Genomic DNA, 13,457 nt, shown 5'->3' with positions numbered 1-13,457 from the left:
GCCTCAGCCGAACTCCTCGTAGCCCTTGCGGGTCTTTTCGAGGACCAGCTTGTTCATCTCGCGCCGCGCGCGGTCCTCGTCGTCGAAGCTCTTCACCACGCGCTGGCCCTTGGTGCCGACGCGGCCGAACTCGACGGTGAGATCGGTGCCCTCGACGCCGATGCGCCAGAACTTGTTCGATGCGCCCGCGACGAGGCGGTATTCGGTCATCCCGCCTGCCTGTTCGGGCTCTGGCGGCCTGGGCGGCTCGGGCTCGCTCTTCGCGGTCGTCGGGACCGAGACCGGCTGCGGCTTTGGCGGCGGCGCGGGCGCGGTGGTACCGGCGAGCGGATCGCTGTCGGCAAGGTCCCAGCTGGAGCGCTTGAGCTCCTGCTCGATCCGCTCGATCACCGGCTCGCGAGCGCGCAGCCAGCTGGTCACCGGCACATCGACAACGCGCCAGCCGAAGGCGCGCAATATGCCGGGGCGGAAGACGAAGCGCTCCTCGATGGCCGTCTCGCCGGTGCCCTCGCGGTCGAGCAGCACGCCGAGCGCGTAGCCGCCGCCCGCCGGATCGACCACGGCGATGTCGCAGCGGAAGCTCGCCCCGCCGACATGCTCGTGCACCTCGTGACCGCGTGCCCGCAACGCCTCGGCAATTGCGCTGCGCACCGGATCGAGCGGCAGCGCGGCGTCGAAAGTGCGCGCGGCATCGGGGTTGAGCGTGCCGAGCACCGCCTGCGCGTTGTCATGCGCGCCCGCCGATTGCGCTTCGGCAAAAGCGAGGAAGTTGCGCAGCGCCCGCGCGCCGTCGTTGTGGATGTTGGTGATCTGCTCGGGCTGGATCGAGCTGACGATAGCCATGTGCCGCTTGGCGCGGCTGAAGATGACGTTTAGGCGCTTCTCGCCGCCGCGCTGGTTGATGGGCCCGAAATTCATGACCATCTTGCCGTCGCGGCCCGGCGCATAGCATACGCTCATCAGGATGATGTCGCGCTCGTCGCCCTGCACGTTTTCGAGGTTCTTGACGAAAAGCCCGGCGAACTGCCCGTCCTCCTCGCGCTCCATCTCGCGGGTGAGCGCCGCACCGAAATCCTTGTCCTCATTCGCCAGCCGCTCGAGCGCATCCTCGATCTCGGTCTGCTGCGCTTCGGAAAAGGCGACGATGCCGATGCTCTGTCCCGTCTCGCGGGCGAGCAGGTCGCGGACCAGCCCGGCGATGTAGCGCGCTTCAGGAAGGTTCGAGCGGCGATCGTAAACGCCGTCCTCCATTCGGTGCGCGGTAATCGGGGCGGAGAGCAGGCGGCTGGTGCCATGGCTCCACGCCTCCTCGCTGTCCGACTGAACCGGCTCGTGCGCATCGTGCTGCGCGCGCAGCGTGCGGTCGGGGATGGTGACCAGCTGGCCGGCGTAGAAGGCCGCGTTGGAGAAGCTGATCAGCGCCTCGAAGCGGCTGCGGTAATGCCATGCCAGCAGGGTTGCAGGCAGGTTGCGCGCGGCTTGTGAGAGCAAGCTGTCGGCGTCGAGCACGATGGCGATCTGCTCGCCATCCTCCTCGGCCAGCACTTCCATGTCCTCGTCGTTGAGCGTCGCCGAGAAAAAGCTGGTCGGCGGCAGCTGCATTTCGTCGCCGACGATGACCACCTGCCGCGAACGGCAGAGCGCGGGTACGGCATCCTCGGTGGGGATTTGGCTGGCCTCGTCGAAGATGACCACGTCGAAGAGTTCGGGTTCCAGCGGCAGCGTGTCGGAGACTGAGAGCGGGCTCATGAGCCAAATCGGCTTCAGATCGTTCACGACCCGCCCGCTGTCGCCGCTCGCCATCTCGCGGATCGACTTGTAGCGCATCGACTTGCCGAATTCGTGCTCCAGCTCGCGGCGACCGGTGGCGTAGACCTTCTTGAAGGCGCGCTGCTGCGTATCGAGCTGGGTGACCGAGGTTTCGGACAGCTTCACATTGTCGCGGAACTGGCGGTGGAGCGTCGCGCGGATGGCGGCGGCGTTCTGGTCGCGCAGCAGGTCGCGCGCGGCGCTGGCGCGGCGCGAAAGGGCGATCATGCGGTCGATGTCGAAGCGGCGGATGTCGGGAGCGGCCCGCTCGCGCGCGGCGATGGCCTCGTCGACCACCAGCGCCTCGATCTGGGCAAGCGGCTGGGCAAGCGTGGTGAGCACGCCCGCCACGCTTGGCTCGGCCCCATGGACTTCGGCCAGGAAGGGCAGGAGATCGGGCAGATCGTCGAGCGCTTCGCGCAGGTCGCGCAGCAATTCGCCCAGTTCGTCGAGCGTCAGAGCGTCGATCCCGGCAAGCGCGCCGCCCAGCGCCTCGTCGAGCGCGCGCATGGCCGCCGCGCCCTGACCCAGCCGAGCCAGGACATGGGCGCCGTCGCCGGATTTCGACAGGGCGGCCACCTTGGCTGGCGCGCCGTCCTGCGTACTGTCCGTGAGTTCCTGCCGGAGTGCGAGCAAGCCGGGCAAGTCCGAGGTGCCGAGCCGTGCCTGCACCTCGCTCCGCGCCTCATCCACGGCGGCGCCGGCCGCGTGCTGCGCCGCCAGCAATTCGAGCACGGCGGCGATCTTCGGCTTCACCGCGTGGGAAGCGAAATCGTAGCGCGCCTGCACGGTCTTCTTCAGTTCGCGCCACGGGCCGCTGAAGAAGGCGAAGAGCGAGCCTTCCTTGGCTCGCGCCAATTCGAGACCGGCGGCGGTGTCCGCCGGCGAGAACGGGTCATGCCAGCCGCTCGCCTCCTCGGCCGCGGCCTTCTCGCGCGCTTCCAGCGTGGCGATACGCGCCATGTCGCCTTGCAGCGCCTGCGAGGCGGGAGAGAGCGGGTCGAGCAGTCCGGGCGTTTCCGCCAATCCGGTCGACACCATGCGCTCGGCCAAGGTCAGCGCCGCGCGCGCTTCGCCGAGCGGGGTCGCGCTTGAGATCGGAAACTGTGCGTCCTCGACCAGCGGGTCGAGCCGCTGGAGCTGGCTCTCGGCAGCCCCGATAGCCGCCTCCAGCACCGCATATGGCCGATCGTCCCGCACCAGCGCGGGCGCAAGGCGGGCGAAGGGATGGCTCGCAAGGTCGGACGCGCCGACGATCTCGGACAGGGCGCGGAAGACGCGCTCCGCCATCGGTCGCGCGGCGTCCCAGTCACCGAGGCTGGGCAGCGTCTCGCGCTCGGCGGCGCCGATGCCCTGCGGCGGTGTAGGCAGAGCGGCGGCCCGGCGGACGAGATCGCGCAAGGGTATCGCGCCCTCGGCATCGGCATGGCCCACCGCTTTTTCGAAGGCAGCGATCTGCGAGACGTGCTCCTCCAGCGCGGCGACGGTCCGCGCGCGTTCCGCCTGCGCCTCTTCCAGCCCGTCGGCGTTCTTGCCCCAGCGCTCGTAATGATCGCGCAGGTCGGCAATGAACTCCTTCTTGTCGTCCTGGCTGTCGTGGATGATGGTCGCGAGGCCATCGAGACCCGCCTGCCCCAGCCGGTGGAACACCACGTCGAGCGCGGCGCGCTTCTCGCACACGAAGAGCACGCGTTTGCCCTGCCCCGCATAGTCGGCGATCAGGTTGGTGATCGTCTGCGACTTGCCCGTGCCGGGAGGTCCCTGGATGATGTAGCTGCGCCCCGTGCGCGCAAAGGCGACCGCCTGTTCCTGCGTCGCGTCGCTCGGCACCACGCCCCATTGCTCACCCGCCGGGATTGGCGGCGGCGCGCCTTCGGTGAAAGGCTTGGGCTCGATCGAGAAGACCTGGTCGAAGGCGGGCTGCGTTTCGGGCGTTTCGATGAGCGCGTTGTAGTCGCGCACCAGCGACATCTTCTTGTAGTTGAAGTTCGCCAGCGTGACCTGCGTGAGGTCGATCTCCCAGCTGAACTTGTGGCCCGCGCCCGAAACCTTGCCGTAAGTCTGCGCTTCGGTTTCGGCGACCATGAGCTCGCGCTTGGGCGATGCCCTGCCCCCCGCAGCCACGCGCTGCGGCAGCGGATCGGGCTTCACGAATTTCTCGAACAGGGCGAGGCCTAGCGGGCGGTAATCGTCGCGCGCATAGCTGAAATCCGCCTTGGCGCTGATGGTCTGTTTCGAGCCGGAACGGCGGCGGTTGAATGTGTTCACCCGCTGCACCGCGCGGCGCAGGATCATCTGGATCTGCGGGCGTTCCTGCATTTCCAGCCGCACACCCGGTTCGCTCTCGTGGATCTGCGCGCGGATCGCCTGATGGATGGCGTCGATGCTGGTTTCGGTGAGGTCCACCGCCTCTGGCAGCTCGATGTCGTAGAGCTGGCGGAGCATGTGGCGCAGCGCCGGGTTGAACTCGGCAATCGGCTCCGCGCAGGTCATCACATAACGGTCACGCACGCCCTTGCGCTTGGCGACCTCGACCGGGAGCCACAGCAGCGGCGAAGTGATGCGCTCGTTCGGCGCTTCCTTGAGGTTGTGCCAGTGCAGGAAGGCGACGGTCAGGCGCAGGCTGGAGAAGCCGTATTCGTTCTTGTTACGCCGGTTTTCCTGCATGATCCGGTCGAGCTGGCTCGGGATCTGCGGCTGGTCTTCAAAGCGCAGCCAGCGATTGAGCGGCACCTTCGCGCCCGCAAGCACGTCGTCGACGAACTTGCCCTTCCACGTACACAGCGAATCCGCCCGCACGCTCTCGATGCGCATGACAATAGGCATGCTGGCATCGGTGAAGTTGATCGAGCTTTGCGTTGCGCGGAAATGGATCAGCCGGTTGCGGCGCGAGAGGTCGAACAAGCGGTCGCGCAGGTGCGAGAGCACGGCAGCGCGGCGGCCGGGCACGCCTTGCGCCTCGGCCATGACGCGCTCCACCTCGATACCGGTCGGCTGATCGCGCCAGGTGTCGAGACGGCGCGCGAGTTCGGCGACATCGGTCGCGCGCTCGTGGCGGTTGAGATGCGTCGCCTCGAGGATGATGGAGGCGATGACGGGGTGCAGGCGCGGCGCGATGGCGAAGAGGTTGTCGCGGTGCATCGAGAACCGCTCGATGTCCTCGAACTCCATCGGGTCCAGCCCGCAGGCGAGGCAGGCCATGACCATGCCCAGCTGGAAGACATCGGTAATCTCGTCGTGATGGCCGAGCTCGGTTTCCCAATTGCGCAGCCGCGTGATGTAGACCGGCTCGGTGACTTCGAATTCGTCGCCGTCGAGGACGGAGAGATCGTCGACCTTGGTCCCGCGCCCTTCGTCCTGCGTGACGCGGTAATTGCCGACCAGCTTCAAGGCGCTGGAGACCTGCGGCTGGACCGCATGGATGGCGCGCAAGTTGGAACGCGGCGCTTCGCCCTGCCGGTCGACCAGCGAGAGGCTGCCGTCGGTGGTCTCGACAACATGATCGAACCCGATGCGCGCGACTCGGCCTTGCTCGTGGATTTCGGCGACCTCGACCATCAGGCCGAGCATGGCGTGGACGAGATCGTCGGGCGGAAGCTGGCTCGTTTGCGTAAGCACTTCGCGCAGCGGCTTCACCGCGCCGGCTTCGAGCGGGGCAGCGCTGGCTTCGGGCTGCATCTCGGGGGTCTGGTCCATGCTCATGCCGCCTTCGCCGCCTGCGCGACGAGCTTGTCGGCGCGCGCCTTGGTCCATTTGAGGTCGCGTCGCAGCGAGCCGGTCAGCCGCTCGGTCGCGCCCATGGCGGCAGCGGTCTTGGCGGCGGCGAGCATCACCACATCGGTCGCATCGCTATCGGCCATGGCGAGATCGAACATCAGGGCGATGAAATAGTCGCGCGTGGCGTCGTCGATCTTTTCGACCGAGACTTTCGCAAGATCGAGCTTTTCCTCGTCCGCGGCGAAATCGGGAAAGACCGCCTTCACCTGCGTGACGATCTCGTCCGAGCCTTCCTCCACCTCGCCCAGCATCCGGGCAAGGAAGCCGCGGGTGAGCGCGGTCAGGCGGTACTGACCGATGAGGTCCAGCCCCTCGATCGAAAGTGGCCCCTGCACCCGCGCCTCGAGCCAGTCTTCGAGCTGCGGATCGCCTTCCCACCACAGCTTGAGCGCACGGGCGCGCAGATAGACTTCGGGGTGCGAATGCCCCTGCGACTTGCCGCCCTTGGCCTCCAGCTCTTCCGCCTGCCGCAGGTAAGCTTCGGGATCGACCGAAGTCAGGCCGGTCATCGTCTTGACCAGCACCGCAATGGCGGGGGCCGTGTCCTGCGCCGCAATGGCCGCGCCGCGGTCGGCGAAGAGTTCGGTATAGAGGCTCAGCAGCCGCGCGGTTTCGCGGTGGGCGGGCTTGGCGTCGGGGAAAGAAAGCGCGTGGTCGAAAATGCGGCTGGTGCGATGGTGCGCGCCTTCGTCCATCTGCCACAGCAGGTAGTGCGACAGCTCGTGCCCCATCAGCGCGAGAAGCTCCGCCTCGGACAGTTTTTCGAGGATCGGCCCGAAGAAGGTGAGATGCACTTCGCCCGGCACATAGATCAGCGAGGCGTTCATCGTGCCGTCGTTCGCCTGGTAGAGCGTGGCGGGCGCCTCGATCCCGAGGCGTTCCATCGCGGTCCTCAGCGCCGCGAAGACCTGCGGATGGCCCGCCTCCTCCAGCCGGTAGGTGTTGCGCAGCATGGTGTCGCGCAGTTCGGCAAGCTCGGCCTCGTCCATCCCGCCTGCAACCTTGTCCCAGACCTGCGGCTCGTGCTCGCGCAAGTGATCTTGCAGTGCGATATGATAGGCGAGCGGTTCCAGCGCCCGCGCGCTCTGCTGCGATGTAGCGTCCATGCGTCCCTAGATACCCTCCGGCGGGCCATCGAAAGGCCCTCCCGGCAGTGTTAGCAAAAGCGGCCCTATCCGCCAGAGCTTAACGCTGCCTTTTTGCGTCTTCATCTTCGCTTAAGCTGCAATGCAGCATAAAGGGCCTGCAGCGGTTGCCACCCAGCACACCGCTTGGCATAGAGCGGGCCGCTCCTCGGGAAGGGGGCAAGCGGCCGATCTACGAGGCATCCACTCTCGTTGCCGCTCTCAATCGAAGTTTTCGTTCTGAACGCGCATTTCGCGTGTGGGGGACGATTGAGTTGAACACGTCTTGGAGATTCACATGAAATTCGCAAAGCTGGCCATCGTCGCCGCTGCTCTCGCCGCCACTCCGGCCCTCGCCAACGACACCGTAGTTGCGGGTGCGACCGTGACCGGCCCCGAGGGCAACGCCGTCGGTACGATCCTTTCGGTCGAAAACGGCCAGGCCGTCCTCGACACCGGCAAGCACCAGGTTCCGCTCGCCGTCAACATGTACGGCCAGGGCGAAGCAGGCCCGACGATTACCGTCACCAAGGCGCAGCTCGACGGCATGATCGACGCGCAGCTCGCTGAAGCCGCTGCCAAGCTCGAAGCCGCCCTCGTTGTCGGCGCAACGCCGATGGACGCAGAGCACGCACCGCTCGGCACGATCCTCGAGATCGATGGCGACAACGTCGTGATCGCCCGCGGCGGTGACGAGACCAACAAGGTCACGCTGCTGCGCGAACACTTCACCGCGACCGACCACGGCCTGATGGCCCTGCTCACGATCGCGCAGATCGACGCTGCCATGGCGCAGGCCGCAAGCGCGGACGCCACTGCCGGCGGTCAGTAATTCGGCGAAGCTTTTCGCTGACCGGTTCCCCTGGAGCCACCGAAATCCAGGGTCGCACTGGGCCGGGAGCTAACGCTCTCGGCCCTTTTTCTTACCCAAACTTGTTATCCCGCGGGAAGCCCTGCGGCGGCAGGCGGCCTGCACCACCGCGTGCGACCTTCCATTGCCACATCTCAGGCTCGGTCCGCGTGCGGCCTTCCTTGCCGCCCATGGTCCAGCTGAGACCTTCTTCCATGGTGAAGGTCGTGGCATCCGACAGGCCGCCGTCGCGGTAGTTCTGCAACTTGTTGCCCTGCCCCTTGGCGAGGCGCGGCAGCTCTTCCAGGTTGAAGACGACGAGCTTGCGGTTCTCGCCCACCACGGCGACGTGGTCGTGCGCTTTCTCGATAGGCCGCGCGACGACAAGTTTCACATCGCCCTTCACATTCATCACCTGCCGCCCCTTGCGGGTTTCGGCCAGCATCGCGTCGGTGCCGACGGCAAAGCCCTTGCCGTTGCTGGCGGCGAGCAGGACTTCCTGTCCTTCGCCATGCACCACCACCGAGACGATCTGCGCCTGCCCGTCGATGTCGAGCGTGTTGCGCACCGGTTCGCCGAATCCGCGCGCGCCGGGCAGCTTGTCCGCGCCCAGCGTGAAGGCGCGCCCGTCGTTGCCGATGAGCAGCAGCTTGTCGGTAGTCTGGGCGTGAAGGACGAAGGCCGGGCCGTCGCCCTCCTTGTACTTGAACTCCTGATCGAGCGGCAGGTGGCCCTTGGCCCCGCGAATCCAGCCCTTTTGCGAGAGGATGACGGTGACCGGCTCTTTCTCGATCATCGCATCCATGCTGAATTCAACTGCCGGCGCAGCCTCTTCTATGGTGGTGCGACGAGCGCCTAGCGCGGTGTCCTCGCTGTACTCTTTGCGCAGCGCATTGAGGTCGCGCTTGAGACGCGTGCGCTGGCGGGCCGGACTGCCGAGCAGTTTCTCCAGCTCGTCCTGCTCTTTCAGCAGTTCGTCCTTCTCGTTGCGCAGCTGCATCTCTTCCAGCTTGCGCAATGACCGCAGGCGCATGTTGAGGATCGCTTCGGCCTGCCGGTCGGTGAGCTTGAATTCCTCCATCATCACCGGCTTGGGCTCATCCTCGGTGCGGATGATCTCGATCACGCGGTCGAGGTTGAGGAAGGCGATGATATAGCCTTCGACCAGCTCCAGCCGCCGCGCGATCTGGTCCAAACGGTGCTGGCTGCGGCGCTGGAGGATATCGATCTGGCTGGCGATCCAGTTGTCGAGCAGTTCCTTCAGCCCCATCACCATCGGCGTGCGCGTGCGGTCGAGCACGTTGAGGTTCAGGCCGAAGCGCGTTTCCATGTCGGTGAGCTTGTAGATGCTCTCCTTCAGCAGCTCCGGATCGACATTGCGGCTGCGCGGGACGAGCACGATGCGGATCTGCTCGTCGCTTTCGTCGCGCACGTCTTCCAGGATAGGCAGCTTCTTGTCGGCTATCGCTGCGGCGATCTGCTCGATCAGCTTGCCCTTGGCAACCTGATAGGGGATTTCGGAGATGACCAGCTGCCACTGGCCGCCGCCCAGCCGTTCGATACCGGCCGCCTTGTCCTCGTCCTTCTCCGCCTCGGCTGCGTGGAAGCGTCCGCGTACACGGAAGGACCCGCGCCCGGTTTCATAGGCGTGGCTGATCACCTCGGCGCTCTCGGGAACGACACCGCCGGTGGCGAAATCCGGCCCCTTGAAGATTTCCATCAGCCGCGCGTGTTCGACATGCGGATTGTCGATGACTTCGAGCGTCGCGTCGACGATTTCGGCGACGTTGTGGCTGGGGATGTTGGTCGCCATGCCGACCGCGATCCCGCTCGCGCCATTGGCGAGCAGGTTGGGGAAGAGGCCCGGCATGATCTCCGGCTCTTCTTCCTCGTTATTGTAGGTCGGGATGAAATCGACCGTGCCTGCGTCGAGGCCTTCCATCAGGCGCATCGCCGTCTTGGTCAGCCGCGCTTCGGTGTAGCGGTAGGCGGCGGCGTTATCGCCATCGATATTGCCGAAGTTCCCCTGCCCCTCGACCAGCGGATAACGCAGCGCGAAATCCTGCGCGAGGCGCACCATCGCGTCATAGGCGGCGGTGTCGCCATGCGGGTGGTACTTACCGATCACCTCGCCCACGACGCGGGCCGACTTCTTGAACCCGCTGGCGGGATCGAGCTTTAACTGGCGCATCGTCCACAGCAGGCGGCGGTGAACCGGCTTCAGCCCGTCGCGCAAGTCGGGGAGGGAACGCGCCGTGATCGTCGACAGCGCGTAGACGAGATAGCGCTCGGAAAGCGCGGAATCGAAGGGCGCATCGACAATCGCGTCGAAGGGGTCGTTGTCGTCGAGAGTCGTGTCGTTGGCGGCCATAAACTACCTAAAATTCCCGTTCGCCCTGAGCTTGTCGAAGGGCCGCACTTCACTTTTGAGCAAGCGTCAGAAGAAAAGGACGGGGCTTCGACAAGCTCAGCCCGAACGGTTTCCAGCTGAGTCTTTCATCCGCCCTATCAGAGCCACGGCTCGCCTGTCAGCACGGAACGGCTCGTCATCCCCACACGTTGCATGGGTAACACGAAATCAAAGGAAACTCCCATGACCAAGCGCGTAATGATCCTCGCCACCAACGGCTTCGAACAGTCGGAACTGATGAAGCCCAAGGCCAACTTGGAAGACGCCGGTTTTGAGACCACCGTGGTGAGTCTGGAAAAGGGCGAAATCAAGGGCTGGGACCAGAAGGATTGGGGTGAGAGCGTCACGGTCGACATGACGGTCGACGAAGTGTCCGATTGTTCGGGCTACGACGCGCTCCTCCTCCCCGGCGGCCAGATGAACCCCGACATCCTGCGCATGAACGATCGCGCCATTGCCATCGTCCGTGAATTCAACATGGCGAACAAGCCGATTGCCGCCATTTGCCACGCACCGTGGTTGCTCGCGGAGGCAGACATCATTAAGGGCAAGACGGTCACCGCATGGCCCTCGATCCGCACCGATTTGAAGAACGCCGGCGCAAATGTGGTCGACCAGGAAGCAGTCGTCGACGGCAATTTGATCACCAGCCGCAACCCCGATGACATTCCTGCCTTCAGCAAGGCGCTTATCGAAATGCTCGGGGAAACCGTGGAGAAGCGCGAGCTCGAAAGCGCGTAACTCCCTCATCGCATAAGCGAAATTGGCGGCTCCGTTGCTCTGCGCAGCGGGGCCGTTTTTGCATCCGGCTTGACCTCACCCACCTAAATGATACGTTGTAACATTCGAATGGGTTTGCAATTGAGGCAAAATTGTGGCCACATTGTGGCGCAATTATGGTGAGGAGAGATTCGATGCAGAAACGTTCCCTCTTGCTGGCGGGCTTTTCGGCCCTTGCGCTGGCGTCATGCGGCCAAGGCGAAGAGCACTCGGTCACCGAGCGTGTGACCACGGTCGACGCGGCTGAAGCGCCCCAGGCGGATTTCGGGTTCTACGAGGCGCGCGAAGAAGGGGTTTTTTCTTCGAGCCCGCCAGCGCCCCGCGCCGCTGCCGTTCCGCCGCCGCCGCCGCCCGCCCCGCCCCGAAGCGCATCGTCGCCCGGCGATCCCATCCTCCCATCCGCCAGCGCCCCGCTCCCCGTCGGCATGCCGCAGGTCGCCTACACCTTTGCCTATGGCTTTCGCGTCGCGCCCGAGCTGATCCGCCCGATGCAGGAAAAGCACGCCGACATGTGCGAGGCGAAGGGGCCGCAAGTGTGCCGCATCGTTTCGATGAACTCGGGCGAGAGCGAGGGCGACTACGCCTATGGCAGCCTGCAGATCGCCATCGCCAGCGGCGAGGCGCGGACTTTCGGCAAGGCGCTCACCGCGACTTCCGAGGGCATGAAGGGCGAGCTTGTCTCCTCCTCGATCCAGGGTGAGGACCTGTCCAAGCGCATCGTCGACACCGAAGCCCGCCTGCGCGCCCGCACCGTGCTGCGCGACCGGCTGATGGAGGTGCTCCGCAACCGCAAGGGCACGGTCGCCGAACTGGTCGAGGCTGAACGCGGCGTGGCGCAGGTCAACGAGGAGATCGACCAGGCGCGCAGCTGGCTCACCGAAATGCGCGGCCGCGTTGCTTACACGACCATGACGCTGGAATACGAGGCGGGCACGCCGACCGAAGGCGGCTTCCTCGACCCGATCCGCGGCGCCTGGGGCAGCCTCGCCGCGATCTTCGGCAATCTCATTGCGCTGCTGATGCTGCTCGTCACCGTGGTCCTGCCCATCGGTCTGCTGGTCTGGGGAGCTATCCGACTGTTCAAGCGGCTCGGCTTCTCCACCGGCATCGGCGACGATGGCTGGACGCGACCGGAGGAACCGAAGTCGGACTAACGGCTCATGTCGTGGCTCTCGGCGGGGATGCTCACCGTCAATCCGTCGAGTTCTTCCGTGAGCACGATCTGACAGGAAAGGCGGCTGGTGCGACGCACTCCGGCGGCGAGGTCGAGCATGTCTTCCTCTTCCTCGCTGGCTTGCGGCAGCTGTCCGAACCACTCCTTGTCGACCACGACATGGCACGTCGAACACGCCATCTGGCCCTCGCAGGTTCCCTCCAGCGGCATTCCCGCCGCCTGTGCCACGCGCAGCAGGCTGTCGCCCGGCTCGCCTTGCGCATCCACGCGGTCGCCTTCGGAGGTGAGGAATGAGACTTTCATAGCGAGCCTTGCGCCTTGGCCGCCTCGTTGATCGCCTTGCCCGCTTCCTCGATCTCCTCGAGCGTGGTGTAGCGCCCGAAGCCCAGGCGGATCGAACACTTGGCGAGTTTTTTGGGCAGGCCGATCGCTTCCAGAACATGGCTGGTGCGGCCAGATCCGCTGGCGCAGGCCGAGCCTGCCGAGAACATCACATTGCGGCAATCGCTCATCAGGCGGTTCACGTCGAGCCCCCCGCCGTTGGGACCGCGCGGGCGGATGTTGAGATTGCCGTGATAGCGCGCCTCCGCGCTGCCGTTGAGTTCCCAATGCTCGAAGACTTCGGTCGCCCGCTTCCAGAGCTTCTGCACGTGTTCGCCGTCCTGCTCCATCCGGTCCTTCGCCTCGGCCGCCGCCGCGCCCATTCCGGCGATCAGCGCAGGGCTGAGCGTGCCCGAGCGCAGGCCATGTTCCTGCCCGCCGCCGGTCTGCACCTCGTGCAAGTCGACCCCGTCGCGCACCCACAGCGCGCCGATACCCTTGGGCCCGTGGAACTTGTGCGCGCTGATCGCGATCATGTCGGCGCCGGTCACCTCGATCTTGCCATAGGCCTGCACCGCGTCGCAAAAATAGAGCGCGTTGTTCTCCTTCGCCTTGCGGTGCCATTCGACGGTCGGCTGGATTGTGCCGATCTCGTTATTGACCTGCATCAGGCAGACGAGGCGCGTATCCTGCGGCAGGCTCTGCTTTGTGTTGCACTGTCCGTTCTTGGCGACGTTGAGCACATGGCAGGCCCCTGCGTCCTTCGCCGTATCGAGCACGGCGGCGTGTTCGATGGCGGAGACGGACACCGTGCCGGCCTCCTTGCCTTTCGGAGCGGTGCCCCGGATGGCGAGGTTGATCGCCTCGGTCGCGCCGGAGGTGAAGATGACCTTGCCGCCTGCCGGGAACAGCGCCGCGACCTGCTCGCGCGCGAATTCGACCGCCGCCTTGGCCTGCCGCCCCATCTTGTGCGGGGAATGCGGATTGCCGAAGCCGGTGCCGCCCGGGCCGTCGAGCCAGCGCAGCATGGCGTCGCGCGCTTCGGGGGCGAGCGGGGTGGTGGCCTGGTAGTCGAGGTAGATCATCGGTGCGCAAACGCCCTTATCCGTTCGCCCTGAGCTTGTCGGAACCGTAGGTGGGCAAACGCCCTACGGCCGTACTTACTTCGGGTGCCACGCTAGTCAAAAGGAAGGACGGTGCTTCGACAGGCTC

8 protein-coding genes are annotated in these 13,457 nt (G+C 65.7%); 3 read left to right on the top strand and 5 right to left on the bottom strand.

The window, feature by feature from the left end; genetic code table 11:
- Positions 1-3: 3 nt before the first annotated feature.
- Both K3148_RS09365 and K3148_RS09360 read right to left on the bottom strand, forming a co-directional pair.
- Positions 4-5,505, bottom strand: a complete 5,502-nt coding sequence (locus tag K3148_RS09365; protein WP_247711539.1) for an AAA domain-containing protein — start codon at positions 5,503-5,505, stop codon at positions 4-6.
- 2 nt (positions 5,506-5,507) lie between these two features.
- A complete protein-coding gene (locus K3148_RS09360; RefSeq protein WP_221424553.1) occupies positions 5,508-6,692 on the bottom strand; it encodes a M48 family metalloprotease in 1,185 nt (394 codons plus the stop codon).
- 316 nt (positions 6,693-7,008) lie between these two features.
- Here K3148_RS09360 and K3148_RS09355 point away from each other — a divergent pair, with 316 nt between their 5' ends.
- The gene (locus tag K3148_RS09355) at positions 7,009-7,542 is read left to right on the top strand and encodes a hypothetical protein (protein ID WP_221424552.1); all 534 of its coding nucleotides are present in this window, start codon (positions 7,009-7,011) and stop codon (positions 7,540-7,542) included.
- 91 nt (positions 7,543-7,633) lie between these two features.
- Here K3148_RS09355 and parC read toward each other — a convergent pair whose 3' ends face one another.
- Complete coding sequence (gene parC / locus K3148_RS09350) at positions 7,634-9,931, bottom strand: DNA topoisomerase IV subunit A (RefSeq protein WP_221424551.1); 2,298 nt, start codon at positions 9,929-9,931, stop codon at positions 7,634-7,636.
- A 222-nt stretch (positions 9,932-10,153) separates the two neighbouring features.
- Between parC and K3148_RS09345 the strand changes: the two genes are divergently transcribed.
- Positions 10,154-10,711 (top strand): type 1 glutamine amidotransferase domain-containing protein, encoded by a 558-nt coding sequence (locus tag K3148_RS09345; RefSeq protein WP_221424550.1) that lies wholly within the window; start codon positions 10,154-10,156, stop codon positions 10,709-10,711.
- Between the two features lie 173 nt (positions 10,712-10,884).
- Entirely contained in the window at positions 10,885-11,904 is a 1,020-nt protein-coding gene (locus K3148_RS09340) for a DUF4349 domain-containing protein (protein WP_221424549.1), read from the top strand.
- Here the strand turns inward: K3148_RS09340 and K3148_RS09335 are convergent.
- Both K3148_RS09335 and K3148_RS09330 read right to left on the bottom strand, forming a co-directional pair.
- A complete protein-coding gene (locus tag K3148_RS09335) occupies positions 11,901-12,227 on the bottom strand; it encodes a 2Fe-2S iron-sulfur cluster-binding protein (protein ID WP_221424548.1) in 327 nt (108 codons plus the stop codon). The genes K3148_RS09340 and K3148_RS09335 overlap by 4 nt on opposite strands.
- Positions 12,224-13,330, bottom strand: coding sequence for a cysteine desulfurase family protein (locus K3148_RS09330; protein WP_221424547.1), 1,107 nt, complete (start codon positions 13,328-13,330; stop codon positions 12,224-12,226). Before K3148_RS09330 ends, K3148_RS09335 begins: the two co-directional genes overlap by 4 nt.
- Between the last annotated feature and the right edge of the window lie 127 nt (positions 13,331-13,457).

This window comes from Qipengyuania aurantiaca, from assembly GCF_019711375.1.
Lineage (GTDB): Bacteria > Pseudomonadota > Alphaproteobacteria > Sphingomonadales > Sphingomonadaceae > Qipengyuania > Qipengyuania aurantiaca.
This window is presented reverse-complemented; position numbering and strand designations above follow the sequence as displayed.

Bases quoted from the DNA above. Each gene is read 5' to 3' on its own strand.
- K3148_RS09365 (WP_247711539.1), bottom strand. From the start codon at position 5,505: ATGGACCAGACCCCCGAGATGCAGCCCGAAGCCAGCGCTGCCCCGCTC.
- K3148_RS09360 (WP_221424553.1), bottom strand. From the start codon at position 6,692: ATGGACGCTACATCGCAGCAGAGCGCGCGGGCGCTGGAACCGCTCGCC.
- K3148_RS09355 (WP_221424552.1), top strand. From the start codon at position 7,009: ATGAAATTCGCAAAGCTGGCCATCGTCGCCGCTGCTCTCGCCGCCACT.
- parC (WP_221424551.1), bottom strand. From the start codon at position 9,931: ATGGCCGCCAACGACACGACTCTCGACGACAACGACCCCTTCGACGCG.
- K3148_RS09345 (WP_221424550.1), top strand. From the start codon at position 10,154: ATGACCAAGCGCGTAATGATCCTCGCCACCAACGGCTTCGAACAGTCG.
- K3148_RS09340 (WP_221424549.1), top strand. From the start codon at position 10,885: ATGCAGAAACGTTCCCTCTTGCTGGCGGGCTTTTCGGCCCTTGCGCTG.
- K3148_RS09335 (WP_221424548.1), bottom strand. From the start codon at position 12,227: ATGAAAGTCTCATTCCTCACCTCCGAAGGCGACCGCGTGGATGCGCAA.
- K3148_RS09330 (WP_221424547.1), bottom strand. From the start codon at position 13,330: ATGATCTACCTCGACTACCAGGCCACCACCCCGCTCGCCCCCGAAGCG.